Here is a 26,493-nt window from a genome sequence, read left to right as displayed (position 1 = left end):
TTCAAGTTTAAGGTTTCAAGTTAAGAGACCAAAACTTGAAACTTTTTTAATTACATAAATATTTAAGTTTCGCAAGTAACGTGAAACATGAAACTTTAAACCTGAAACAATAAAAATGCAACTACTAGACGGTAAAAAAACATCTAACGACATTAAAAACGAAATTGCAGCCGAAGTTCAATCCATAAAAGCAGCCGGAGGAAAAGTACCTCATTTAGCAGCCGTTTTAGTTGGAACAAACGGAGCAAGTTTAACTTACGTAGGAAGTAAAGTAAAATCATGTCAGGAAATCGGATTTGATTCAACTTTAGTAAGTCTGCCGGAAACAATTACCGAAGATGAACTGCTTGCTAAAATTAAAGAGCTAAACGAAGACGATAACTTAGACGGGTATATCGTGCAACTTCCTTTACCAAAACATATCGACGAGCAAAAAATCTTATTAGCAATCGATCCAGATAAAGACGTAGACGGATTTCACCCAACAAATTTTGGAAGAATGGCACTTGAAATGGAAAGTTTCATTCCGGCAACACCATTCGGAATTATGGAATTGTTAGAACGTTACAAAGTAGAAACTTCAGGAAAACATACCGTTGTAATTGGAAGAAGCCACATTGTAGGACGTCCAATGAGTATTTTAATGAGCCGTAAAGGAAATCCGGGAGATTCGACAGTTACCTTAACACACAGCCGTACTAAAAACTTAGAAGAATACACTAAAAATGCCGATATCATTATCACAGCTTTAGGTGTTCCTGAATTTTTAAAAGCAGATATGGTAAAAGATGGAGTAACGATTATCGACGTTGGAATTACTCGCGTAGATGATGCATCAAACCCAAAAGGATACGTTATAAAAGGAGATGTTGATTTTGACGGAGTAAGTAAAAAAGCATCGTTTATTACACCAGTTCCTGGTGGAGTAGGACCAATGACAATTGCAATGTTACTAAAAAATACACTTTTAGCACGTAAAATGAGAAGCCAAAAAAACAAGTAATTTGTTTCTAATATATTACAAAGCCTGTTCAAACGAACAGGCTTTGTTGTTTTTAATATATAATTAATACTTTAAAGTTTTGGTTCTTAAAAATAAAGGATACTTTTGCCACACTTAAAAAACACTTCTCCAAATGGACGATTATTATTCGTTAGTATTAAATTAAAAAGCAGCTTTTGAAATCTTTCAAAATGCTGCGTTAAAACCCTGTATTTTGAAATGAAAGCCTTTTACACAAACAACAACGGATTACTAGAAATACCAAAATGGACTCCAAACTGCTGGATCAACATTGAAGATCCATCAGAAATAGAAAAAAAATACTTACTAGAAGAACTTCAAATTCCCGAAGCTTTTTACAATGATATTGAAGATATCGATGAAAGACCCCGTATCGAAATCGAAGACGGCTGGACGCTTATCATCATGCGCGTTCCTATAAAAAGTAACGATATTAAACTCCCTTTTCAAACCATTCCGCTAGGCGTAATTTTTAAAAACGATGTCTGCGTAACCATAACTTTTTACAAAACAGAAATCATATATGATTTTATGTTGTATTCCCGACGCAAAAACATTCAGGTTAAAGACAATTTCGACTGGGTTTTGAGATTGCTTCTTTCATCAAGCGTTTGGTATTTGAAATACTTAAAACAAGTCAATCAAAAGATAAAACTGGCAGAAGATAATTTGGAGAAATCCATAAAAAATGAAGAATTGCAGGCATTGCTTCAAATCGAAAAATGCTTGGTTTTCTTTATTACATCATTAAAAGCAAACGACGTTTTGTTTCATCGAATAAAAAATCTAAGAGCATATAAAGCGAGCTACGACCCGGACTTGTTAGAAGATGTCGAAATCGAATTAAGCCAGGCGCAGGATACAGCCAATATTTACAGTAACATCTTAACCGGAATGATGGATGCTTACGCTTCTGTAATTTCGAATAATATGAATAATATCATGAAGCAAATGACTTCAATTTCTATCATATTAATGATTCCAACCCTAATTGCCAGTTTGTACGGAATGAACGTACCAAACGGTCTGGAAGAAAGTAAATACGGAATCTGGATTCTACTTTTAATCTCTGTAATCTTATCGACTTTCGGAGTCTTTTTATTCAAAAGAAGAAGATGGTTTTAAATTGAAATTTCACAATAATATAAAAGCCTGTTCATTACGAATGTTTTTTTTTGTTTCTATACTTTGGTCGGGCTATCCGCGCTACTTCGGTAGCCAGCTTCTATCCCTCACGCAACACTCAGGTAACGACAAATCCCGTTCCTACAAGGTTTTCAAAACCTTGTAGGTATTATTTCAAGATTGATTAAATGGTAGTCCCTACAGGACAAAAATTCGTGGCATATGTTTTTATCTACCGATATTTAATCTCTCCGAGATAATTCGCTATGAGTTGTAATATTTGTGAATGGAAAAAATTAATGTCAATAATTCGCATTTAATATTTAATTTCAGGGGAATACTCCGTTAGGAGTTATATATCGGTAGCAAAAAATATCGGTAGCATAATATTGATGCCTCCAGTAAAAATATCCCGTAGGGATTACACATTTCATCCCTATGAATCGCAATTCATTATTACACCCACAAATAAATTAAAATAAAAACTCATTTTTTTATTTGTCAATTCAAAATAAATAATAACTTTGTAATGCAAAGTACTTTAATTATGAATCAAAAGCACCAAGAAGATTTAGCACATATTCGTTCCATGATGGAGCGTTCTTCAAGATTTATATCGTTAAGCGGACTTTCAGGAGTTTTCGCAGGACTTTCGGCGTTAATAGGCGGATTATATGTCTATCAGCTTTTTAAAGTAAACGGAATAGAGTATTTTACTGATGAACATATAATATTATCTGGCAGCTTAGTTTCAGAATTAATCTGGATTGGCGTAATAATTTTAGTTTGTGCGTTTGTATTCGGAACCTTTTTTACGGTTAGAAAAAGCAAAAAATACAATTTACCAATTTGGACTTCTGCTACAAAAAACATGTTGTTTAATCTGGCAGTTCCGCTTGCAGCAGGAGGAATATTTTGTTTAGCATTAATATATCACGGATACTACGGTTTAGTAGCACCGTCTACTTTACTATTTTACGGACTAGCGGTTATCAATGCCGAAAAATATACATTTTCAGATATAAAGTATTTAGGATTTTCTGAACTTTTTCTAGGATGTATTTCGCTTTTTTATATTGGATATGGTTTAATATTTTGGATCTTAGGATTTGGTATCCTGCATATCGCATATGGATTGGTGATGTTCAAAAAATACAAATAACCCAATGGGAATTATTGATAAACTAAATAAAGATTTTGAAAGCCGTGTCAGACTGGGTATAATGTCCGTTCTGATGGTTAACGACTGGGTAGACTTTACCGAGATGAAAACGCTTTTAAATATCACCGATGGTAATTTAGCAAGTCATTCCTCTGCGTTGGAGAAATCTGAATATATCGAAGTTAAGAAAGAATTTGTTGGGAAAAAACCAAAAACATCTTATCAGGTAACACCGCTTGGCCGCGCGGCGTTCAAAGAACACCTTTCTTATCTCGAAAAATTAATGAAATCGTAATAACTATATTTTTTTACCTAAAAACTTTGAATTACAAAGTGCTTTTAAAAACTAAAGTCATGAAATTGCCGATAGTGTTTTTACAATTAGCAGATAAGGCAATTACATTTTTGACCAATAACAAATAAAAATCTACAAAAATGAAAAAACATCAAATTATTTTAGCTTGTACGGCGGTTTTTATACTGCTTTTTTACAATGAATCTGTCGGAATCAACATTTCTATTTTTGGAGTAATACTCACTCTGTTAATTAGTTATTTCTTTCAGGAAAAGTTTGTAAACAGATCACATCTTGTTCTTGTAATGACTTCTATTTTGTCTTGTTTCGCCTTTGCATGGTATGGAGACGCCGCTTCGTTTTTTGCTTTAGCATTATCAATTCTGTTTTTACAATTTAAAACGCAGGATGGAGAACTTAAAATCGTTCAGATTTTTCCCTTAATATTTCTAAACGGAATCACTACATTAGGACGTGTTTTTATATTTAACCAATGGCTTCCTGAACGAAAAATACACAATGACTTCGCTAAAAAACTAGTAGCGTTTGTAATTATTCCGTTAGTATTTCTTGGATTATTTTTTATCGTTTATTCTTTCGGGAGCAATCATTTCTCTTCATTATTTACTGATTATACATTAGATATCAATCTGCCGCAATTAATTGCGATGTGTATTTTGGGATTTTATATCTCATTCAGTTTTTGGAATTACTGGGTTCCGGATGTTTCTTATCAGTTCAACCCAAAACTAAACAATGAATTCACTAATATTTCTGAAGTAAAAAATCAAAGTACATTCTCATTTTTAGATTTAGATTTTGAAAGAAAGAGCGGCGTGATCACATTATTTATGTTGAATATTATGCTTCTAATTTTCATTGGAACATACAATTACGAACAATTTTTTGAAGTAGTCGAAAAAACTAATTTAAGCGCAGATACGCACGAACGTGTAAATGCAGTTATATTTTCAATTTTAATGGCAGTTGGCGTAATCTTATTTTATTTTAAAGGCGGATTTAATTTTGATGAAAAAGCAACAACATTAAAAAAACTGGCAAAAGTATGGATTATATTAAATGTAGTTTTAATTGTAAGTGCCATCGTTAAAAACTCAGAATATGTTTCTTTCTATGGTTTAACATACAAACGTCTCGGAGTTTATGCTTTTTTAATTTTGGCTATTATCGGTTTAGTTTATTCTTTCTTAAAAATAACGAAACAGAAAACAAATGCCTACCTTTTCAATCAAATGGTTTGGTATTTCTACGGAACAATTCTTTTATGTAGTTATGTAAATTGGGGAAATTTAGTAACCAGTTATAATATTTCGGTAAACAAAGGAGTAGAGCCAGTATTTTTAAGCGGATTAAATTTTAATGATGATGCTCGAAGAGACTATTTTGCAAAAAATAATCTAAGCGGAGGTTATGATGAAGGCATAAGAGAAGAATTAATTTCAAATTATCAAAATGCAGGTTTTTTATCTAAGGCTCTGTATTATGAATTTTTAGATAATAAGAAATAAATTAAAAAGTCCCATTTGAAATCTCAAATGGGACTTTTATTTAATTGTTATCACCTCTTTTTCTAAATCGGGGATCGTGTTTTGAAATAAATGTTGTTCTTCGATTAGAACTTTGACTTGGAGTTTCAACTTTAGGGAAACTCGCTTCTTCCGTTTTACTCGAAGGCTCAATTAACTGATTTAATTCTTTAATCTCAGCATCGGTTAAATCACGGTAACGCCCAACCGGAATATCCAAAGAAATATTGATGATTCGGATACGTTTAAGAGCCGTTACTTCGTAACCTAAATATTCAGACATTCTTCTAATCTGACGGTTTAAACCCTGAGTTAGAATTATTTTAAAAGTGTATTTGCTGATTTGTTCTACTTTACATTTTTTGGTAACGGTATCCAGAATCGGAACACCATTTCCCATTCGTTGTATAAAGCGATCTGTAATAGGTTTGTTTACCGTAACCGTATATTCTTTTTCGTGATTGTTTCTGGCGCGTAAAATCTTATTTACGATATCGCCGTCATTCGTCATAAAAATTAATCCTTCACTGGCTTTATCCAATCTTCCAATTGGGAAAATACGTTTCGGATAATTGATATAATCCACAATATTATTTCGAACTTCAAGATTGGTGGTGCATTCGATTCCAACCGGTTTGTTGAAAGCCAAATAAATCATTTTTTCGTGCTTTTCCACGATTAATTTTCCGTCTATGCGTACTTCATCATCTGGCGAAACTTTAGTTCCCATTTCCGGCACAGCGCCATTTATTGTTACACGTCCTTCTTCAATCAATTTATCGGCTTCACGACGAGAACAGTATCCCGTTTCACCAATAAATTTATTAAGACGTTTAAGATTTTCTTCCATACTGCAAAAGTAGGCAAAAAAATGATTTTAGATTTTAGAATTCAGATTTTAGATTTTTACAAGCAAAACTTAGAACCTTAGCAACTCAGAACCTCAGAACCTATAAAAGAACTTTGTCCCTTTGAACCTCTGCACCTTTGAACCTTTTCTCAGTCATGAAAAATCGAACTATCCTCAGGAGTTTCTTTTCTTTCAAACATTCCATAATCACGAACAACTGTTGCAATTCTTAAATGATAATCTTTAAAAACTTCATTTCGGCCTTTTGCCTGTGCAGCGCGATGCATTTCAAGATTTCTCCATTGCTGAATACTTTCTTCATCCCTCCAAAAAGATAAAGACAAAACTTTTCCGGGATCAGTAAAACTCTGAAATCGTTCTATCGAAATAAAACCTTCAATGTGGTCTAATTCAGGACGCAGACTTGCTGCGATATCAAGATATTCTTCTTTTTTTCCTTCGTTTGGAATAACTTCAAAAATTACAGCTATCATATTTTTATTTTTTTATTGTAATGAAATCCAGATTGTTTTTGGTAATCGGGTGTTAATCATTGGTTCGTATTGAATATTATTTTCTAAAATTTTTACGGTTTTAAATTCATTAAATAAAAACCATAAAGCTTCGGCAGCTAAATGAATGGAGAAATGTTTTGCCAGGCAAATATGTCCGCCAATTCCAAAAGTTAAGTTTTCGGCATTATTATTTCTTTCCATATCAAAATTGAACTCCTTTTCAAACTTTTTCGGATCTCGATTTGCCGATGCAAGTACAACCAAAATCGAATCATTTTTTTTAATTTGGCTTTCGCCGATAAAAATATCTTCAACAGCAATTCGTCTTGTATTATGAATTGGCGGATCGAACCGCAAAGTTTCAATAACCGATTTTTCAATTTCTCTTTTGCTGAAAAAAGTTTTATGATTAAGAATTTGTAATAATGAATTGCTCAAAATTCCTTTTCCGGCATCAAAACTCTGAATAAATAATCCGATTAAATTACTAATGCTTATTGTTTTAATTTCGCTAAACGAAAGAGAATTTGTTTCTGAAATTTTGGTTTGTATAGATTCGTAAAAATGCAATGAAGAGAGCTGTTTTTCAACAATTGAAAAGATTTCTGGCGTAGCTTCATTGATGTATTTTATCTGTTCTTCTGTTTTCTGCGGAAGCATTATTTTAACCAAAAACTCCATTTGGTTTGAGATAAAATCACAATCCTTTTCTTCAAAACCAAAACTTTTTAAAACAACTAAAACGGGCAGTTTTTTGCAAATAGAATTTACCCAATCCATTTTATTTTCGACTAAATTACTTTGTATTAATTGAGAAATGATTGAATTGATATCAACTGATTTCATGTTTGAAAATAATAGCATCGCGATTTCTTTTGAAATTTCATGCCGAATTCCATTTGATAATCGTGTCAGATTATTTAAAATTTCTAATGCCGTTTTATTCAGTTTTTGTTTATTGTCTGGATTTACTGGTGGAATCTCAGCTTTAGGATTTTTTAAAATCGAAACACAATCTTCATATGAATAAATCGCCCATATTTTATTTGTTTCATCCCAATAAACAGAGTTGTTTTCTAGCATGTTTTTATAGATCAAATAAGGATCGGCGGTATTAGATTGAAGAAATAAAGCAGAAATCATATGGAATGTTTTTAGCAAAGTTATTTAACTTTACAAAGCAATAGTTCATTCTGCACTTAACTATCGATATCAAAATGGAAGATCAATTTATAAAAACGGCATCTTTAATTGGCGACCCAACGCGTGCCTTAATTCTGTGGACTTTAATGGACGGAAGAGCTTTTACAGCGACAGAATTAGCAGTTAGTACAAATACTTCGCCGCAAAATATAAGTATGCATTTAGGAAAACTTCTCGATGCCGATTTGCTTTGTGTAGAAAAACAAGGCCGTCATAAATATTATAGATTTTCGAATAAGGAAGTTGCGTATGCGCTTGAAGCAATGGCAAATCTAGTTCCGAAGCCAGAAGTTTCTTCAAAAAAGAAAACCGAAAATTATCCTCCAATAAAATTCTGCAGAACTTGTTATGATCATTTAGCCGGAAAAATTGGAGTTGCTTTAACGGATAGTTTATTGGAACAAAAAATAGTTGTAGAAAAAAATAATGCGTTTGAAATTAGCAAGGAAGGAGAAAAATGGTTTTCTGATTTTGGAATTAATTTACAAGAAGCGCAAAAACAAAAAAGGATCTTTTTAAAACCTTGTCTGGATTGGAGTGAACGAAGAAATCACATTGCCGGTTCAGTAGGAACTTTGCTTTTCAACAAAATGATAAAGGAAGACTGGCTCAGAAAAACCGTTAATTCCAGAGCAATTACTATTACCGGAAAAGGAGAAAAGGAGCTGTTTAAGTATTTTAAAATTGTTGTTTAGATAATTTAGACTTCTTAGATTGTTAGAATTTTAGATTTTTCCGTAACGTTTGTCATTCCGAACGTGGACACGAGCGATAGCGAATTGGCGAAGCAATCTTCGCAAGAAACTCCCTTCCTAAAATCGCCAATCTTTGTAGAGCTACTTGTGAGTCCTTCGACTTCGCTCAGGATGACAAAAATGCGGTTTCAGTAAGAGAAACCTCTGAACCTTTGTCTCTTTGTACCTTCAAAAAGAAACTCAATCACTTTTTGATACAATTCATCATCATGCATTCCGTGGCCCAAGCCTTTGGTTTCAATAAACTGACTATTTTTCCAGTTGCTTGCTATTTTTTTTCCTTCTTCAAAAGCGACTATTTTATCTGAAGTATCATGTGCAATGAAACCAGGAATAGTAAATTGGGATGCAAATTTTTGCCCTGAAAAATCTTCCAGTTTAAAGTTGAAGCGATTTATGAATTTACTTTCTAAAAGAGGCAGCATTTTGGAATTCAAACTCAGCATTGAAATGTAATTGTCAATCAAAGTTTTTAAATCAGAAGGAGCGCCAAGAATAACCATTTTATTAATGCTCGTATTCGGAAATAAATATTGATGATAAACGCAGGCCGCACCTCCAATAGAATGTCCAATAATAATTTCAGGCTGATATTTTTCTACAGCTTTATTGATGAATTCGGCATAAAGCGGAACATTAAATTCTTTTCCGCTGCTTTGACCGTGGGCGGGAGCGTCAATTGCAATAATGGTACTTCCTGATTTTTGTAAATGGGGCAGTGTTTTTTTCCAGCGCGAGGCATTACTTTCCCAGCCGTGAACCAGTAAAATTTTGGTTTCATTTCCTTTCCAGATATAGGTTTGAAAATGATGTTCGTTATGGTGAAAAATTTCTGTTTCTGTATTTCTTAAAACTTTTGGAAGTGTTTCTTTTTTTAATCTCCCAATTCGGGGCTGACTAAAAAGAGCATAAGAAAGTTCCATGGCTTTTTGCGGACGCACATAACTCAAAAAGTTAATATAAGATCCAACGGATTTTAATGTAATAAAACGAATTCCTTTTTTAATTCCCAAAACTTAAAATTTTTTTCTAAAGGTAAAAAATGTTTTGCCACAGATTAAAAGGATTAAAAAGATTTTATTCAGCGTAAGAATAATTTAATCTGTGTTAATCCTTTTAATCTGTGGCAAAAAAATAATGGCAAAAAAAAGTCCCGATTAAATCGGGACCGTTTATTTAGAATTTTGAGAACAATTGTTCCATTTTTTCTTTTTCTTCTTCAGCTAATTGAGTATCAACTAAAATTCTTCCAGAGTGCTCATCAGTAATGATTTTCTTTCTAGAGGCGATTTCAACCTGAGTTTGTGGTGGAATCGTAAAGAAAGATCCTGCAGAAGCTCCTCTTTCGATAGAAACTACAGCTAATCCGTTACGAACACTGCTTCTGATTCTGTTGTAAGCAGCTAATAACCTGTCTTCGATTTGAGCTGAAAATTCAGCTGATTTCTCAGATAAGAAGATTTCTTCTTTTTGAGTTTCAGCCATAATAGCATCTAATTCAGATTTTTTATGTTTTAAATGAGAGCTTTTAGCATCAAGTTTTTCTTTTAAATTAGAAATAACTTCTTTTTTATGCTCGATAGAAGCTTTCATTTCTTTGATTTGCTTTTCAGCTAATTGAATTTCTAATTCCTGAAATTCAACTTCTTTTGTCAAAGAATTAAATTCTCTGTTGTTACGAACTGATTCTTGTTGTTTTGTGTATTTCTTGATAACCTCTTTATGCTCCTCAATAGCAATTTTCTTTGCTTTGATTTGCTCCTCAATCACTTCAAGTTCACTTTTCAGTTTCTCTGAACGAGTGCTCAAACCTGCAACTTCATCTTCTAAATCTTCAACCTCTAAAGGAAGTTCTCCTCTAACGTTTCTGATTTCGTCAATTCTAGAGTCAATAAGCTGTAAATCATATATTGCTCTTAACTTGTCCTCAACACTTAATTCTTTCGTATTCGTCATATTCTATAAGTACTTAACTGGATTTGTATTTTCTTCCGATAAAATGATCGCAAAATTAAGAATTTTTTTTCGAAGATAATCAACAATATAGTTTTTTGTATAGCGTTCGCTCTCAAAATGACCAATATCGGCCAAAAGTAACTTGTTTTCTGCTTCATAAAACTGATGATATTTTAAATCAGCAGTTAAAAAAGCATCGGCTCCAGCCTGAATTGCATTTTTTATAGCAAAGCTTCCTGAACCTCCCAGAACGGCTACTTTTTTTACTTTTTTCCCTGTAAAGGCAGAATGACGAATTCCGCGTGCAATCATAATTTCTTTTACATAAAGAAGAAACTCTTTCTCATCCATTTCATTCTCCAATTCCCCAATCATTCCTAAACCAATATTTTGATGTGAATTTTGAAGATCGTATATTTCATAAGCCACTTCTTCATAAATATGATTTGTTAAAAGAGCTTTTAAAACCTTAGATTGTAAATGTTTTTCAAAAATAACTTCGATTTTTATTTCGGTTCCGGTATGTAGTTTTCCTTTTTCTCCAATTACTGGATTGCTTTTTTCATTTCCTTTAAAAGTAAAAAAGCCTTCAGAATTAAAACTGCAGTTATCATAGTTTCCTATAGTTCCGGCACCGGCTTCAAACATGGCATTTCGAACTTTTTCCGAATTTTCAGGAACGGTATAAGTAACTAATTTTTGTAGAAATTGCTGTTTTGGAATTAAAATTTTGGTGTTTATTAAACCTAAGGTATTACAGAAAATATTGTTAACTCCCTGTGGATGATTGTCTAAAGCGGTATGAACGGCATAAATAGCAATATCATTTTTAATGGCTTTTAAAATAGCACGTTCGACATAGTTTTTGCCGGTAATTTTTTTAATTCCGGAAAATAAAATAGGGTGAAAGCAAACTACGAGATTGCAGTTTTTAGTTATGGCTTCTTCAATTACATTTTCCAATGCATCATGACAAACTAAAACTCCGTTACTTTCGTTTTCCGGATTTCCCACTAAAAGTCCCACATTGTCAAAATCTTCTGCATAGGCGAGAGGCGCCATTTCTTCTAGTACGGTTATGATGTCTTTGATCTTCATTTTTGTTTCAAGTTTTTTTGTTTCAGGTTTCAAGTTTTTTCAACAAGGATTAAACCTAAAACAAATTAACGAAGAAACATATCAACTTTAAAATATTTGATATTTTTTTGTAGAAATTAGTAATACTGGTAATACTTGAAATACGTGAAATACTAATTTTGTATCTTTGTATTTAAATCGATAAACATGACTACAATAACAATAAAAATTAACGAACGCACTAAAGCGGGAAAAGCTTTTATCGCTATGTCTGAATCTTTTTTTAAAAATGCAGATGGAATAGAGATTATTGAAACAGATTCAAAAAAAATTAAAAAAACAGAGAGTATATATAGTCCTGAATTTGTTGCGAAAATTAAAAAAGCAGAAGCAAATATTAAAAAAGGAAAAACGACAAGATTAAATCCTGATGATATATGGGGAAGTATTTTGTAGACTTTGAAGATATTGCTCGTAAGGATTTAAAAAATCACTATAAATCAGGAAATAAAGCTACTATTAAAAAAATTGAAAAAATACTTTTAGAATTAACGGAAAGTCCTTTTTCCGGAGAAGGACAGCCAGAAGAATTGAAATACAATTACGCAGGTTATTGGTCGAGAAAAATCAATAAAAAAGACCAACTAATTTATAGGGTAGAAGAGGAAATTGTGACTGTTATTATTGTTTCTGCAATGGGTCATTATTCAGATAAATAATTCTATGAACTTACTTCGAAAAATACTTTTCCCCTTCGCGATTCTATACGGATTCATTACCAGCATTCGCAATTTTCTTTTTGATAAAGGAATTCTAAAATCAACTTCATTTGATATTCCGGTTATTGCAGTTGGAAATTTAAGTGTAGGCGGAACTGGAAAAACACCCCAAATAGAATATTTGATTCGGTTATTAGCTGATAAATATAATGTGGCGACTTTAAGCCGAGGTTACAAAAGAAAATCGGAAGGTTTTGTTTTGGCAGATGATAATTCTAATGCTGAAATTCTAGGTGATGAACCTTTTCAGTTTTATCAAAAATTCCCAAATGTTCAGGTGGCGGTTGATGCCAATCGTACAAACGGAATTACACAATTGCTTTCGCAAAAAAATAAGCCACAGGTAATTTTATTAGACGACGCTTATCAGCACCGAAAAGTAAAAGCTGGATTTTATATTCTGCTGACTTCTTACGGCGATTTATATGCAGATGATTTTATGCTTCCAACAGGAAATTTAAGAGAAAGCAGAAGTGGATCTAACAGAGCTAATATCGTTGTGGTTACTAAATGCCCAAATACTTTATCAGAAGAAAAACAAGAAGAGATTCGTTTAAGGTTAAAACTAAATTGTTCACAGCAAATCTTCTTTACTTTTATTGATTACGATATTGTAATTTATGGTGAAAATGAAAAGCTTGCTGTTGATGAAATAAAATCAGAATCAAAGTTACTTTTAGCCGGAATTGCAAAACCAAAACCATTTTTTGATTATTTAAAAAATGAAAATGATGAATGTTTGACTTTTCCGGATCATCATCATTTTTCTGATGCCGATTTAGATTCCATTCAAAATAAGGCAAACGGAAGAAAAATTATTACAACTGAGAAAGATTATGTTCGTTTAAAAGATTCGAAACGGGTTTCTCAATTGTATTACCTGCCCATAAAAAGCACGTTCATCAATCACCAGCAAAATTTTGACGTTTCGATTTTAGAATATGTCAAAACAAACTAAGAACCTTAGCATCTCAGAATCTTAGTCCCTTTTAGATCAATCAAAAAACTTAGCAATTGTACTGTAAAATTCGTCAGGAACAAAAGGTTTTGTAATTACGTCGTTCATTCCAAAAGATAAAAGCATATCTCTGTTTTCGTCAAGCGAAATAGCAGTCAATGCAATAATAGGAGTTGTTTTATCGAAGTCTCTAATGTATTGTGTTGCAGTAGTTCCGTTAATTCCTGGTAAATGAACATCCATTAAAATCATGTCAAAACGTTTCACTTTTAAAAGCTCAACCGCATCTTCGCCATTGTCAATAATTTCACAAGTTATAGCTTTGTTTTCAAGCATTTTACGCGTAATCATTTGATTGATTTTGTTGTCTTCAATTAGTAAAATAGACTTGTGTTTTAATTGTTTGTCGTTATATGGTTTTTCTTCTGTAACAGCTTCCAAAGGTTCGTTATTAATTTTAAAATTTAATTTGAAAGTAAAAGTTGATCCTTTACCAACTTCACTTTTTAGTTTGATTTCGCCTCCTAAAAGTTCGATTAATTTTTTAACAATAGTAAGGCCTAATCCTGTGCCGCCGTATTTTCGGTTCACTTCAATAGAACCTTGAGAAAAACTTTCAAATACGGTTTGCAGTTTATCTTCGGGAATACCAATTCCGGTGTCGACTATCTCAAAATAAACGGTTGCATTTTCATCTTCCTGACCAAATAATTTAGCAATTACATTTACATTTCCGTTTTGTGTAAATTTTAATGCGTTGTTAATTAGGTTTAATATAATTTGAGATAATTTGGTTGGGTCGCCAATTAAATTGTCTGGAATGGCATCATCTATTTCCAGATTGAAATAGTTTTTATTAGCCGTTGCCAGTTCTTTTAAAGAGCTTTGAATATTAAAAAGCAATTCTTTTAAATTAAAACTAATGTTTTCGACTTCAACTTTAGTCGAGTCGATTTTATTAATTTCAAGAATTTCATTGATAAAAGTAGTAAGGTAATTTCCGGAGAATTTTAGAGATTCTAAATATTTTAACTGCGCTTTTTTCGGGTTATCTTCAAGAAGTAAATGCGTGATTCCGTTAATTGCATTTAACGGTGTCCGTAGTTCGTGACTTACAGTCGATAAAAATTCTGATCTTGCTTTTGATGCTTTTTCGGCTTTGTTTTTTGCCAAAATAAGTTCTTTATTTTTTTCTCTTAAAAGTAAATTATTCTGATTACGAATAATATTGTTTTTGTATAACGCCAGACTCAAAAGAGATAGAATCGAAATTAAGGCAATTGCTAAAATGCTGACTAATTTAGAATAGCGATACGTTTTAAGCTGGATTTTTTCTTCGCTTTCCCGCTTAAGTGTATTGTTTAAGGTTTGATTTTTTTTGAATTTTTGAAATTCGTTAAAATCTATTTTAGCATTTTTTAATTTTAGAATATAATTTTCTAATTGATAATGTTCATCTAAATAAGAATAAGCTAAATCAAAATTTTTGCTTTGTTTATAATATTGACTTATCGCTAAAGTTATTTTTGATTTTTGCGAAAGGTCGTTTGTTCTCTCCGTATAATCAAGAGCTTTTTCAAAATAAACCATGGCAGAATCATTCCGCTTAAGCTGCGTTTCAATTAATCCCAGTTGATAATAAGAATCACTTTTGGTTTTTAAGATTAATGGATTATCAGGCTCTCTGATGATTTTGCGGAAGGTCTTGGTCGCTTGATAAAAATTTTTATTTGTTTTAAATGCGATTGCTTTTTGATAGTCCAAGATTTCAGAACTATCAACAATACCAAGCTGTTTTAAAAGTTTTTGTGCTTTTGCATAATAAATATCTGCAGTTTTATAATCGCCTTTTGCGGTATTTACAGCGCCAATATATTGCAATGCTAAGATTTTGGTACAATTTGGTTTTACACTGTCAAAGGAAGAAACACTTTTGTGAAAGTTTTTTAACGCCTCGTCATATTTCCGCTGATTGTAGTAAATTTTTCCAAGCTTAAAAGTTTGGTTAGCTAAATTTTCAGGGATGTTATTAGTCTCACAAAAATCAATTGATTTTTTAGTGTAAAAAACAGCCTCATTGTACTCTTTGCTGTTAAGTTTTTTATTGGCCAGTTTATTATAATAGGAAATACTATCTGTATTCTGTTTGATTTGAGAATACAAAAATGAATTAAAAAAACAAACAACAGATAAAAGATAGTACTTCATGTATGGCAGTGCATTTACAATGAATTCTTATGTTCTTCTTATCAGTAAAATCAAATCAATTAATCTTGATGAATAGCCAATTTCATTATCATACCAACCCACAACTTTTACCATTTTATCAATGACAGAAGTTAATTGTGCGTCGAATAAGCACGAATGTGTATTGCCAATTATATCAACAGAAACGATAGGATCTTCTGTGTAATCTAATATTCCTTTTAAATTTGTTTTTGAGGCTTTTTGAAATGCAATGTTAATTTCTTCAATCGTAACAGCACGCTTAACATTGAACGTGATGTCTGTTAATGAACCATCTGGAACCGGAACACGAATGCCGCAGCCCCCGATTTTCTCATGCAATTTAGGAAAAATTTTTGTTAATGCCTTAGCTGCACCCGTAGTTGTTGGAACAATTGACTGACTTGCACCTCTGGCCCTGCGTAAATCCTTATGCGGCTGGTCATGAAGACTTTGGTCTGTTGTGTAAGAATGTATCGTTGTAATGTATGCTTGTTCAATTCCGCACAATTCTTCAATGATTTTTATCATCGGAGCGGCGTTGTTTGTTGTACAGCTTGCATTTGAAACGATATTTTCTGTTCCGTCTAATATATTTTCATTAACTCCAAGAACTACTGTTTTAATAGTGTCAACTTCTGATGGCGCAGAAAGTATCACTTTTTTTGCTCCGGCTTCAATATGTGCATTTAATTCTTCATGCGTTTTATATTTTCCGGTCGATTCAATTACAAAATCTATCGAATGGCTTTTCCAGTCCAGATTTGAAATGCTTTTTTCATGAAAAAATAAAATATGTTTTCCGTCTACAATAATTCCTGTTTCATCATAACTTACAGTAAAAGGCAGAACCCCATGTATACTGTCGTATTTTGTTAAATGCGACATGGTTTTATTGTCAGCAATATCATTAATCGCAACGACTTCAATTTCAGGATGGTTTATAAGGAGGCGGAATAAATTTCTTCCAATTCTTCCAAAACCATTAATAGCAATTCTTGTTTTCAATGTTTTGTTTATTTGTTTAACTGTTTAATCGTTAATTTGTTTAACCGTTATTCCGATTAAACGATTCACCAATTAAACAGTTAAACTTTTTTATAAAATATGTTTTTGTGCTTTGTATGAAGAACGAACAAGCGGTCCGCTTTCTACATGACGAAATCCTAATTCAAGACCAAATTTTTCGTATTTGGCAAATTGCTCTGGAGTAATAAATTCTTTTACAGGTAAATGTTTTTTACTTGGCTGTAAATATTGGCCAATAGTAACAACGTCAACATTTGCATTTCGTAAATCAGTCATAGTCTGGAAAACTTCTTCTTCGGTTTCACCAAGACCAAGCATGATTCCAGATTTAGTTCTGTTTATTCCTTTTTCTTTCAAATAACGTAAAACCTCTAAACTGCGATCATATTTTGCCTGAATACGAACTTCGCGTGTTAAACGACGAACGGTTTCAACATTATGAGAAACTACTTCAGGATTTGCTTCAACAATTCTGTCAATATTTCTTTCAATTCCCTGAAAGTCCGGAATCAAAGTTTCAAGAGTAGTATTTGGGTTCATTCTACGAATTGCTTTTACAGTTTCTATCCAAATGATAGAACCTCCGTCTTTTAAATCATCTCTGTCAACACTTGTAATTACAGCGTGTTTAATATTCATGATTTTTATAGAACGGGCTACTTTTTCAGGTTCGTCCCAATCTACCGTCTCCGGGCGTCCGGTTTTAACACCGCAAAAACCGCAGGAACGCGTGCAGACATTTCCTAAAATCATGAAAGTTGCTGTTCCTTCTCCCCAGCATTCTCCCATATTTGGGCAGCTTCCAGAGGTGCAGATCGTATTTAAGCTGTATTTATCAACTAAACCACGTAGTTCAGTATATTTTTGTCCAATTGGTAATTTTACCTTTAACCATTTCGGTTTTGCAGGCGGTATGTTTTCAATGACTGTTTCCATATATCATAAATCTGAATACAAAGATACGGAATGTTGTTTATTTGATGATTTGTTTGAAGTTTATTTTGATGATCTGAACTTTTGTTTTTTGTCTGGCAAATTGAAGATTATTTTATTATGAAGTTAAAAAGCTGCTTTTTGTGAAGTAAAACTGTTTTACATTGTGTTTTTTGTTTGTATTTTAAATCTTCACATATTAATAATCATAGTTGGTTGATTATTACTCGTTTAATTTTTATACCTTTAATTGTTATAAAATAAACTTAAAAGAATTTATTTTGAAATTTTATTTGTAATACATTTGGTGTTAAATTGTAAATTGAATTAGACATGAAAAAGAAAATTATCGTATTAGGGGTTTTGTTTGCCGCTTTTGGTTTTACAAAAATAAATGCACAGATTAATTTTGGTGAAAAAGCGATAGGAGCGGTTCAAAAAGGCGTAACGGCTTTCACATTGACAAATGCAGATGCAGCAACATTATCTAAAGAAGCGGTTAGAAAATTAGACTCTACCAATCAAGTAGCAGGACCAAATGATGGTTATGCTTTGCGATTAAACAGAGTTTTTGGAAAACATACAGCAGGCGATGGTTTTACTTTAAATTATAAAGTATATAAAGTAAAAGAAGTAAATGCTTTTGCAACCGCTGACGGAAGTGTTCGTGTATATTCAGGATTAATGGATATTATGGATGATAACGAATTATTAGCTGTAATTGGTCATGAAATTGGACACGTTGCTAATAATGACTCAAGAGATGCAATGCGTGCGGCTTACCAAAAAGAAGCTTTAATTGATGGTGCGTCATCACAATCTGCTAAAATATCTGCAGTAACAGACAGTCAGTTAGGGAAAATTGGAAGCGCTTTAATCGATAGCAAACACAGCCGTAAACAAGAAACCGAGGCTGATTTATACTCTTATAACTTCTTAAAGAAAAACGGTTATAATGTAAATGCCGAAGAATCTGCTTTTAGAATTTTAGCTAAAATGAGCGAAGGAGCAGAAGCTTCATTTATTGAGCAAATGATGAGTTCACATCCAGATTCTAAAAAAAGAGCAGATGATGCAAAAGCAAGAGCTGAAAAAGATGGAGTTTACAAACCATACGTTCAGCAAAAGATTGATAATACAGTTCCTAAAAAGACAACAACGAAAAAAACGACTACAAAGAAAACTACAACTAAGAAAAAATAGTTTTTGACATAAAATAAAAACGGCAGATTCAAATCTGCCGTTTTTTTATTCTATAAATTAACCTAAAACATGATGTGCTAAAACTTTTTGCACATCGTATACGTTTACAGATTTATTGAATTGTTTTACAATACTTGGATTTAACTCGCTTGAAACCCAGATTTTTAATTCAGCATCAAGATCAAATGTTCCCGCAGTTTCAACACTAAAACGAGTAATACTTTTGTAAGCAATAGATTTGTATTCAGTTTTGCTTCCTGTTAATCCTTGTACATCAACCAAGATTAATCTTTTATTGGTGAAGATAAAAGTATCTCGAATAAGTTTAAAACCCATTTCAATTTCTTCGTTATCCGTCAAAAGCTGACCGTATTTTTTAAGTAAATCTTCCTGACTTACTGTACCGGCATTGCCCATAAGAGCTGAAAATATTCCCATTTTATTGTTTTTAAAAGTTGATTAATTGTCTTTGAAATATCTTGTAAAAATAAGTAAAATGCAGAATAAAATTTTTTTCTAACCATTAAGAGATTAAGAAAAATTAAGTTGTACATTTAATATGAGTCTTAATTTCTCTTAATCTCTTAATGGTTAAATTTTATTTTTAATCATAAAAAAAGCAGAACCTAAATTCTGCTTTTCTTTTTCTATATTTTATTTTTATTCAGTTTGTCCTGTTTGTATTGTTATTGGAAGATTGTACGCTGTACGAACCGGTTTTCCAGCTAATATACCCGGAACCCATTTTGTTTTTAATGATTTTAAAACTCTAACAGCTTCTTTTCCCATTCCAAATCCTGGATCGTTTTTAACAATAATGTCAGTCATTGTACCGTCTTTTTCGATTACAAATGAAACATACACACGTAATGTTTTTTCTGCATCCAATTCTGGTTTTGTAAAGTTATTTCCAACATAGTTGTAAAACTTTTTAATTCCTCCAGGGAACTCTGGTAATTTGTCTAAAACGGCTACGTTAACAATTGTAGTTCCAGTATCTCCCGTATCAGCAATTGCAGGTTCTCCTCCAGTAGTCCCAGGTACTGCATTTACTACAGTTCCATCAGTTCCGTTAGCATTGTCAACATGAGGAGTGTTAGCTGTGTTAGGCGCAATGTCAGGTGTTGCCTGATTTGATGTAACCACAACCGGATTTACCAATTGACTTGATGTTACTGGTGCTGTTGCTGCCGGTGGAGTTGATTTCACAGGTGGAGCAACAGGATCCTTTATTTTTGGAACCACTATTGGATCAACATCTGTTAATACAGTAGGCACAAAAGGAACAGGTTCTTCAATGGGGTCAATTGTTCTAAATTTATTAAGCAACATCGATACACTTCCTATGGCGGTTAGTAACAACAAGGCCATAAATAATGCCGTAACTGTTGTTTTAGAATTTTCCTGGCGTAATTGGTACGCTCCGTATTCTTTGTTTTTGTTTTCGAAAACAAGATCGATCCACTTGTTTTCATAGATGCTTAATTTAGTCATGATTTTTGGATTTTAAGGTTAAGTAACTTTAAATCATACGCGATAGTGAATTGGGTTTAAGCAAACAACGTAGAAGTTGTTGTTTTAGTGTGTGAATAAATTATTTTTTTAAGAAAAAATATGATTATATCTTATTCTTTTCTTAAAGATAATAAATTATCTATTACGTTCAATGATTTCTGCCAATAATTTTTTAGCACGAAGTAATTTGACCTTTACGTTGCTTAAAGGCTCATTAATTTTGTCAGCAATTTCCTGATAGGACATTTCCTGAAAGTAGCGAAGGTGAATTACTTCCTGATAATGGGGTTTTAATTCTTTGATGCATAAAAGCAAACGGGAAAGGTTTTGCTCTTTAATTAATGCGTCTTCTGCAGATGGAGTAGTGTCGGCAATATTGTATGCCTGTTGGTCTTCAGTATCAGTGATCTCTATAAAAAGATTGGTTTTCTTTTTACGTAATAAATCAATATAAACATTTTTTGCAATGGCAATTAACCAAGTGTTAAACTGAAATTCCGGATTATAAGAACCTATTTTATCGAAAGCTTTTGAGAAAGTTTCAATGGTAATATCTTCTGCGGTAGTTTCATTTTCTGTACGTTTAAGCATAAAGCCATAAACTTCATTCCAAAAATAATCTAATAAAAAAGTAAAGGCGACCTGGTCACCTTTTTTTGCTTTTTCTATTTTAGAATTTATTTCCAATATACAGGTTTTGAAAAAATATTAGTTATAAAGATATTAATTTGCGTTACAATAAGCACAATTTCTAATACTGGAAACCAAATTTTAATATCATTTTCTTTAAGTTTTCCTGCAGAAAAACCAATTACAGTCCAAACTACAGTATAACGAGTTGCTAAAATTGCTGCAACAGCGATCCATTGAAATTGAAAAGCCAGCAGGATTATAACTGATAAAAAGAAAAATAATTGTGAAAAGAAGAAAAGTCCTAATTGAAATTTATCAAAAAACTTATAATGTTCAGCCGTAGAAACGTGTCTTCTTTTTTGTGTAAACCAGTCTTTAAAAGATTCTTTTGGTTTTGAATAAGTAAAACTTTCAGGTGTATACGATATTGCAGTATTCGATTTGTTTGCAGCCTGATTGATAAATAAATCATCATCGCCGGAACGAACCTGAATATGATCAATAAAACCATTTACATTAAAAAACTCATCTTTTTTATAAGCTAAATTTCGCCCAACTCCCATATACGGAAGTCCGGCTTTTGCCCATGAAAAATATTGAACAGCAGTTAATATCGTCTCAAAACGAATAATTTTATTTAATAAAGAATTTTCTATTTTTTCATAACCTCCGTAACCTAAAACAATAGTTTTTTCTGTATCAAATTGTGAAGTCATAGATGTGATCCAATCTTTTGAAGTTGGATAACAATCTGCATCTGTAAAAAGTAAATATTCTTTTTTTGCGGCTTTGATTCCTAAGGTTAAAGCGTATTTTTTATTTCCCCAAAAAGCTTCGTTATTTTCAACTTTAACCAAGCGAATGTTCGAATATTTTTGCTCAAATTCTTCAAAAACTTCAAGCGTTTCGTCGCTTGATGCATCGTCAATTAAAACAATTTCAAAATCAGGATAATTTTGCTCTGCTAATAAAGGAATAAATTTCTTTACGTTTTCTTCTTCATTTTTTGCACAGACAATAACAGAAACCGGAATATTCTTTGGCGTAACGTCTTGAGGTTTAGCAAAAGCAAATTTTCCAAAAATTCCTAAATAGTAGAAAAGCTGAATAAAAACAATGGCACTAAAAAAGTAAAGTAAAATTATAAGCATATGGTTTTAATGTCTGTTAATGTTCCAAATTTTGCGAGAACAAAGGTAGTTATGAATTCCTAATTTTCAATGTTTAATATCAATTTACTTTCGGCACTTTGACATTTCTTTTGCAATAGCAATAGACTGAGGGTTTTCAGTCTTTTCTAATTCCGAAATTATGTTTTTATAATTATGATCGTCGCGATTTTGAGACAATTTTTTAGTAGCCTGAATTTCATCAATTTCTATTTCAAAACCAAAAATCCCTCTGGCTTCGCGCATGGTTTTTTCAGATAAATTTTCAACACGAACAGGATTTTCAGAATTTGCTTCGTATTTGTCAACAAGCTTTTTTAGCTGTTCTACAGTTGAGCCGTAATCTACAATCTTGATTCTTCCGTAAACATGTACAGCTATATAGTTCCATGTTGGAACATTTTCATGATCGTACCAGGAAGATGAAATATAACTATGAGGACCTGTAAATACAGCCAAAACCTGATCGTTTTCTGCAAAACCTTCAGCTTGCGGATTCAGTTTAGAAATATGTCCCTGCAGGATTTCTTTTCCATCAGCATTAATTTCTAATTCTATCGGAATATGTGTTGCACATAATTTTCCGTTAGTCTGATTGATCAGGATTCCAAAACTATTTTCTTTTAAAAAAGTTCTGATTGATTCCGGATCTTCATCTTTATAGATTTCAGGTGTGTACATTTTGCGAATTTATTTTCAAGATTTCTTTGTTGCCGCATTCATTTTAGCATTAATATGAATTCTTGAAGTTTTCAAAACGAAGATAAAGATTTGCTGATAATTCAAAGGTACTTTCTATAACTTTTTCGGTTTTTGATGTGTTAATTTATAAGGAAAATTTTTTAATCTTCAATCTAAATTTCAGCTCAATTTTTTTGAGTTCAAATAAATCTGAATTACACTTAGGTATAAAATAGTAACTCCAATAAAAGTAAAAATTATTCCTTCGATCAAACACTGCGTTCCAAAGTCATCAGAGCAAAAAGTTCTGATGGGACGGAATAATTGAGAAATCATTTCTTTTCTGAAAAACTTAACCCTTAAGAGAATATATAATACAATTGCCACTATAATTGTATTTAAGGATGAAAGTTTGCTCTTCCAGTTTACAAAAGCAAGTATGCAGATTCCTATTAGTGAACCTAAAAATATCCAAACGTATACACTAGGCCAAAAGTTAAAAACGCCTTCATTTGCAGGTAATAATTTGTTCCAATATTGCGAATGTTGATATTGCGAATGAGTTTCTGCCCAGATGATTTTTTCAGATACAGTGTAAAATCTAAGCTGCAGAATACCATTAATCAGGAAAATCATTCCGAATATTTGGAGTAAAATAACTTTGATATTTAATTCTTTCATTAAGGTGTGGTTGGTAAGCTAGTAAAGTCTGAGTTTTTTTAAATCACATTCACTTCGGCTTCAATTTGAATGCCAAAGATTTCAAAAACGGTTTGCTGGACTTGTTTCGAAACATCTAAGATTTCCCGACCCGTTGCATTTCCGTAATTGACTAAAACCAAAGCCTGATTTTTATGAACTCCGGCATCGCCAAAACGTTTTCCTTTAAAGCCAGCCTGCTCAATAAGCCATCCTGCGGGAACTTTTACTTCGGTTGGAGAAACTTCGTAAAATTTCATTTCAGGGAATTTTTGATGAATTTTTTCAAAATCAGATTTCAATAAAATGGGGTTTTTAAAGAAACTGCCGCTGTTTCCTAATTCTTTAGGATCAGGTAATTTACTTTGCCTGATGGCAATTACAGCGTTGCTTACATCTTTTAAAGTAGGTTCAGAGATATTATTCTTAGCCAATTCAGCCAAAATATCTCCGTAAGATGTATTGATTTTATGATTGCGTTTTGTCAATTTATAAATTACCGAAGTAATAATAAATTGATCTTTAACTTCATGTTTAAAAATGCTTTCACGGTAACCAAAATTACATTCAGTATTAGTGAAAGTTTTTATTTGCTGCGTTTCAATGTTGATTGCCTCGCACGAAACAAAAGTATCTTTGATTTCAGTTCCGTAAGCACCAATGTTTTGAACCGGAGTTGTACCAACATTTCCCGGAATTAGGGACATATTTTCTAATCCGCCAAAATTATTGTCGATTGTCCAAAGTACGAAATCATGCCAGGTTTCACCAGCCTGACTTTCAACCCAAACAAAATCATCGTCCTCTTTAATGATTTTTTTTCCTTTTAAATCGATATGAATGACCAATGCGTCAATATCTTTTGTTAAAAGCATATTGCTCCCGCCGCCAAGAATAAATTTCTTCTCGTTTTTGTTTTCTTCTAAAATAGTTTTCAGTTCTTCAACTGAATGTACTGCGACAAAATTTTTGGCTTTGGCTTCAATACCGAAAGTATTGTAGTTTTTTAAAGAAAAATTGGATTGGATATGCATGTGTAAAAGGCTTTTTAATCTGAGGTCAAAAGTAAGGATTATAATTTATTTCAATTAAGTTTTAACCTTAGAAAGTCTTTTTAAGCGAATTTACTTTATCGCTTCAATAAATTGCTGCATTTCTTTCATTGTTCCAATAGTAATTCTAGTCCATTTTCCGTTTTCTTCATAGATTTTGGTTCCCTCAATATTATTGGCTTCTAATTGTTTAAAGAAATCCTTTTTATAATTTTCAAGAGAAAAATAAATAAAATTAGAATAAGACGGAATGCAGGTTAAGTTAAGCCGCGTAAGTTGGTCAATCGTATATTTCTTAACTTCTTCATTTAAAGAATAAACTTCCCTAATAAACTTGTCATCATTTAAGGATGCCATAGCAGCAGCGGTTGATACCACACTAACAGATAAATTGGGAGATGATTTTAAAGCACTGAGTTCGTCAATAGTTGATGAAGCTGCAATGGCATAACCTATACGTGCGCCGGCTAAACCATGCATTTTTGAAAAGGTTTTAGTGATAATTAAATTTTTGTTTTCAATTACAAGACAGCTTAGTGATTGTTCTTTTGTGAAATCGATATAAGCTTCATCTACAAAAACAATTGCATTTTTAGATGCTTCTTTTACAAAAGAAACTAACTCTTCGTGATCGCATATTGTACCTGTTGGGTTATTAGGATTGCAGATATAAATCATTTTTGTATCTGAATCCATTGCTTTTAACATTGCCGCTAAATCATGTTTTTTATCTATAGTTAACGGAACCGTAATTTTTTTTATCCCTAATTTTTCAGAAGGAAATGTCCAATAGTTAAAAGTTGTTTCGGCAAGTATGTAATTTCCCTTTTTTAAAGCAGTATGTTGAAGAACCAAATCTAAAATTTCTGTTGAACCTGCACCTAATAGAATATTATGATCTGAAACATTATTCTTTTTTGCAATAAGAGAAATTAATTCTCCTGAAAGATTCCAACCGTATCGATTACTGCTATTGATGCTTTTTTGCATTGCAATACGAGCGAGTGGAGAAGGACCATAAGGATTTTCATTTGATCGTAATAATATAGGAGATTTGTCTACATCCAAAGGAATATAATTTTCTGGCGAAGGATTTGCAAATGTTTCAAATGAAGTTAAACCTAATCCTATTGTGCCTAAACCTACTTGTTTTAACCAATTTCTTCTATTGCTCATATTACTTAAGAATTAAATTACACAATCCGTTATAATAGTATGTCGTGGAGATTGAGGAAAAGTTACGATGTGGTTTTTTAACCGCAAAGACACAAGGTTTGCGCAAAGTTCGCTAAGCTTGGTTTTTATTGTGTGAATGCCTGAAAGTTTTTTTGGTTAAAAACAGGCTTCTATAAAAATTACACCATTATAATTTGCTATACCGGCTTGGAAATCTTCTATTTTTGATAAAAGAGATTCTGCATTTTGGCTGAAATAATGAATTGAATCGCTGTACATTTTAGAATAATCACTATTCATGTCTTTTAAAGTCTCAAAAAATAAACATGCAGCTTCTTTTAGTTCTGTTTTTCCTTCTACACTTTCTAGCTTGTTAATTAATTCAAGCTGTTCTTTTGTATTAGTTTCTGTGTTAGAAATTATAAACTTAGTCATTAAGAAGGTTAAAAAATCTAATACTAAATTCATTTCTTCTGTATTTGAAGGAGTGTCTAATTCTTTCCAAAAATTGTCTTTTTTAATTGTACTATAGTAGTTGTTTATACCATTGGTACCAAAAAAGAATAAATCATTTTCGAATCTAGTGTTAAAAGATTCAATTTCTTCTAAGCCTAATTCAATAAGAAATTTATCAATGTCTTCATTATCATTATAATATTTATGTACCCAATCCATTATTGCCTCAAATTCAGAAGGGTTAATTTTGTAAAAATCTGTTTTTACTTTGAAAATTAATTGTTCAAATGAAATTTTTGTAAAAATTGAATTTTGGGTTATTTCAATTACATAATCTCTGAAGTTGGTAATTTGTTTGTCTTTAAAATGATATAATTGTTTAGGTTGCAATTTTATATCATTCAGTTTTGATAATAATGTAACGGATGTTTTATTCTTGTCGACTTTATAATAGTTGTAATGTCCACTCATTTAT

The 26,493-nt window shown here is 32.0% G+C and carries 28 protein-coding genes; 10 read left to right on the top strand and 18 right to left on the bottom strand.

All coding sequences use genetic code 11. The annotated features are described in order from the left end of the window. The first annotated feature begins 115 nt into the window (after positions 1–115). From BUE10_RS15475 to BUE10_RS15455, 5 genes are all read left to right on the top strand, one after another. Positions 116–1,003, top strand: coding sequence for a bifunctional 5,10-methylenetetrahydrofolate dehydrogenase/5,10-methenyltetrahydrofolate cyclohydrolase (locus tag BUE10_RS15475; protein WP_073486560.1), 888 nt, complete (start codon positions 116–118; stop codon positions 1,001–1,003). 219 nt (positions 1,004–1,222) lie between these two features. Beyond that, complete coding sequence (locus BUE10_RS15470) at positions 1,223–2,149, top strand: magnesium transporter CorA family protein (protein WP_073486559.1); 927 nt, start codon at positions 1,223–1,225, stop codon at positions 2,147–2,149. Positions 2,150–2,696: 547 nt separating this feature from the next. After that, on the top strand, positions 2,697–3,311 hold the full coding sequence (locus BUE10_RS15465) for a hypothetical protein (protein ID WP_073486890.1): 615 nt from the start codon (positions 2,697–2,699) through the stop codon (positions 3,309–3,311). Between the two features lie 4 nt (positions 3,312–3,315). Then, complete coding sequence (locus BUE10_RS15460) at positions 3,316–3,606, top strand: winged helix-turn-helix domain-containing protein (RefSeq protein WP_053472423.1); 291 nt, start codon at positions 3,316–3,318, stop codon at positions 3,604–3,606. Positions 3,607–3,746: 140 nt separating this feature from the next. Beyond that, entirely contained in the window at positions 3,747–5,135 is a 1,389-nt protein-coding gene (locus BUE10_RS15455) for a DUF4153 domain-containing protein (protein WP_073486558.1), read from the top strand. Between the two features lie 40 nt (positions 5,136–5,175). On the opposite strand, the gene rluF is transcribed toward BUE10_RS15455, so the two are convergent. The 3 genes from rluF to BUE10_RS15440 all read right to left on the bottom strand — a co-directional run bounded on the left by rluF (position 5,176) and on the right by BUE10_RS15440 (position 7,661). Further along, complete coding sequence (gene rluF, locus BUE10_RS15450) at positions 5,176–6,003, bottom strand: 23S rRNA pseudouridine(2604) synthase RluF (protein ID WP_073486557.1); 828 nt, start codon at positions 6,001–6,003, stop codon at positions 5,176–5,178. A gap of 149 nt (positions 6,004–6,152) precedes the next feature. Further along, positions 6,153–6,497 (bottom strand): antibiotic biosynthesis monooxygenase family protein, encoded by a 345-nt coding sequence (locus BUE10_RS15445; RefSeq protein ID WP_073486556.1) that lies wholly within the window; start codon positions 6,495–6,497, stop codon positions 6,153–6,155. 12 nt (positions 6,498–6,509) lie between these two features. Continuing rightward, the gene (locus BUE10_RS15440; RefSeq protein ID WP_073486555.1) at positions 6,510–7,661 is read right to left on the bottom strand and encodes a cytochrome P450; all 1,152 of its coding nucleotides are present in this window, start codon (positions 7,659–7,661) and stop codon (positions 6,510–6,512) included. Positions 7,662–7,735: 74 nt separating this feature from the next. On the opposite strand from BUE10_RS15440, the gene BUE10_RS15435 reads away from it, so the two are divergent. Continuing rightward, positions 7,736–8,416: an ArsR/SmtB family transcription factor gene (locus BUE10_RS15435; protein WP_073486554.1), complete on the top strand. Its 681-nt coding sequence runs from the start codon at positions 7,736–7,738 to the stop codon at positions 8,414–8,416. Positions 8,417–8,604: 188 nt separating this feature from the next. Here BUE10_RS15435 and BUE10_RS15430 read toward each other — a convergent pair whose 3' ends face one another. The 3 genes from BUE10_RS15430 to BUE10_RS15420 form a co-directional block, all read right to left on the bottom strand. After that, on the bottom strand, positions 8,605–9,489 hold the full coding sequence (locus tag BUE10_RS15430) for an alpha/beta fold hydrolase (RefSeq protein ID WP_073486553.1): 885 nt from the start codon (positions 9,487–9,489) through the stop codon (positions 8,605–8,607). Between the two features lie 163 nt (positions 9,490–9,652). After that, positions 9,653–10,432, bottom strand: coding sequence for a zinc ribbon domain-containing protein (locus tag BUE10_RS15425; RefSeq protein WP_056200919.1), 780 nt, complete (start codon positions 10,430–10,432; stop codon positions 9,653–9,655). A 3-nt stretch (positions 10,433–10,435) separates the two neighbouring features. Next, positions 10,436–11,530, bottom strand: a complete 1,095-nt coding sequence (locus tag BUE10_RS15420; protein ID WP_073486888.1) for a Nif3-like dinuclear metal center hexameric protein — start codon at positions 11,528–11,530, stop codon at positions 10,436–10,438. A gap of 186 nt (positions 11,531–11,716) precedes the next feature. Here BUE10_RS15420 and BUE10_RS15415 point away from each other — a divergent pair, with 186 nt between their 5' ends. Genes BUE10_RS15415 through lpxK form a run of 3 tightly spaced genes read left to right on the top strand, consistent with a single transcriptional unit; the run spans position 11,717 to position 13,246 of the window. Next, on the top strand, positions 11,717–11,965 hold the full coding sequence (locus BUE10_RS15415; protein WP_073486552.1) for a DUF2683 family protein: 249 nt from the start codon (positions 11,717–11,719) through the stop codon (positions 11,963–11,965). Next, positions 11,947–12,228 (top strand): Txe/YoeB family addiction module toxin, encoded by a 282-nt coding sequence (locus BUE10_RS15410; protein ID WP_073486551.1) that lies wholly within the window; start codon positions 11,947–11,949, stop codon positions 12,226–12,228. The genes BUE10_RS15415 and BUE10_RS15410 overlap by 19 nt, the downstream gene beginning before the upstream one ends. Before the next feature lie 4 nt (positions 12,229–12,232). Further along, positions 12,233–13,246 (top strand): tetraacyldisaccharide 4'-kinase, encoded by a 1,014-nt coding sequence (gene lpxK, locus BUE10_RS15405; protein WP_073486550.1) that lies wholly within the window; start codon positions 12,233–12,235, stop codon positions 13,244–13,246. Between the two features lie 36 nt (positions 13,247–13,282). On the opposite strand, the gene BUE10_RS15400 is transcribed toward lpxK, so the two are convergent. The 3 genes from BUE10_RS15400 to lipA all read right to left on the bottom strand — a co-directional run bounded on the left by BUE10_RS15400 (position 13,283) and on the right by lipA (position 17,437). Beyond that, positions 13,283–15,454 carry a tetratricopeptide repeat-containing hybrid sensor histidine kinase/response regulator gene (locus tag BUE10_RS15400; RefSeq protein WP_073486548.1) on the bottom strand — a complete coding sequence of 724 codons (2,172 nt, stop codon included), beginning with the start codon at positions 15,452–15,454 and terminating at the stop codon, positions 13,283–13,285. Positions 15,455–15,481: 27 nt separating this feature from the next. Next, on the bottom strand, positions 15,482–16,480 hold the full coding sequence (gene gap, locus BUE10_RS15395; RefSeq protein WP_073486546.1) for a type I glyceraldehyde-3-phosphate dehydrogenase: 999 nt from the start codon (positions 16,478–16,480) through the stop codon (positions 15,482–15,484). A 90-nt stretch (positions 16,481–16,570) separates the two neighbouring features. Further along, positions 16,571–17,437 (bottom strand): lipoyl synthase, encoded by an 867-nt coding sequence (gene lipA / locus BUE10_RS15390; RefSeq protein ID WP_073486544.1) that lies wholly within the window; start codon positions 17,435–17,437, stop codon positions 16,571–16,573. Positions 17,438–17,767: 330 nt separating this feature from the next. On the opposite strand from lipA, the gene BUE10_RS15385 reads away from it, so the two are divergent. Continuing rightward, the gene (locus BUE10_RS15385; protein WP_073486542.1) at positions 17,768–18,637 is read left to right on the top strand and encodes a M48 family metalloprotease; all 870 of its coding nucleotides are present in this window, start codon (positions 17,768–17,770) and stop codon (positions 18,635–18,637) included. A gap of 57 nt (positions 18,638–18,694) precedes the next feature. Here BUE10_RS15385 and BUE10_RS15380 read toward each other — a convergent pair whose 3' ends face one another. The 9 genes from BUE10_RS15380 to BUE10_RS15340 form a co-directional block, all read right to left on the bottom strand. Further along, a complete protein-coding gene (locus BUE10_RS15380) occupies positions 18,695–19,075 on the bottom strand; it encodes a PH domain-containing protein (RefSeq protein ID WP_012022332.1) in 381 nt (126 codons plus the stop codon). 222 nt (positions 19,076–19,297) lie between these two features. Continuing rightward, a complete protein-coding gene (locus tag BUE10_RS15375; RefSeq protein ID WP_073486540.1) occupies positions 19,298–20,131 on the bottom strand; it encodes an energy transducer TonB in 834 nt (277 codons plus the stop codon). A gap of 156 nt (positions 20,132–20,287) precedes the next feature. Next, positions 20,288–20,839, bottom strand: a complete 552-nt coding sequence (locus BUE10_RS15370; protein ID WP_056200936.1) for an RNA polymerase sigma factor — start codon at positions 20,837–20,839, stop codon at positions 20,288–20,290. After that, on the bottom strand, positions 20,830–21,936 hold the full coding sequence (locus BUE10_RS15365) for a glycosyltransferase (RefSeq protein WP_073486538.1): 1,107 nt from the start codon (positions 21,934–21,936) through the stop codon (positions 20,830–20,832). Before BUE10_RS15365 ends, BUE10_RS15370 begins: the two co-directional genes overlap by 10 nt. Before the next feature lie 84 nt (positions 21,937–22,020). Continuing rightward, positions 22,021–22,635 (bottom strand): FMN-binding negative transcriptional regulator, encoded by a 615-nt coding sequence (locus BUE10_RS15360; RefSeq protein ID WP_073486536.1) that lies wholly within the window; start codon positions 22,633–22,635, stop codon positions 22,021–22,023. Between the two features lie 180 nt (positions 22,636–22,815). Beyond that, a complete protein-coding gene (locus BUE10_RS15355; RefSeq protein WP_073486534.1) occupies positions 22,816–23,316 on the bottom strand; it encodes a hypothetical protein in 501 nt (166 codons plus the stop codon). A gap of 38 nt (positions 23,317–23,354) precedes the next feature. Next, on the bottom strand, positions 23,355–24,368 hold the full coding sequence (gene murB / locus BUE10_RS15350) for a UDP-N-acetylmuramate dehydrogenase (RefSeq protein WP_073486532.1): 1,014 nt from the start codon (positions 24,366–24,368) through the stop codon (positions 23,355–23,357). Between the two features lie 90 nt (positions 24,369–24,458). Next, positions 24,459–25,562, bottom strand: coding sequence for a pyridoxal phosphate-dependent aminotransferase (locus BUE10_RS15345; RefSeq protein WP_073486530.1), 1,104 nt, complete (start codon positions 25,560–25,562; stop codon positions 24,459–24,461). A gap of 156 nt (positions 25,563–25,718) precedes the next feature. Then, positions 25,719–26,489, bottom strand: a complete 771-nt coding sequence (locus BUE10_RS15340) for a hypothetical protein (RefSeq protein WP_073486527.1) — start codon at positions 26,487–26,489, stop codon at positions 25,719–25,721. Positions 26,490–26,493 lie beyond the last annotated feature (4 nt).

The organism is Flavobacterium sp. CF108 (assembly GCF_900129795.1).
Lineage (GTDB): Bacteria > Bacteroidota > Bacteroidia > Flavobacteriales > Flavobacteriaceae > Flavobacterium.
Note: the sequence above shows the minus strand (reverse complement) of the source record. Positions and strands in the feature narration are given on the sequence as shown.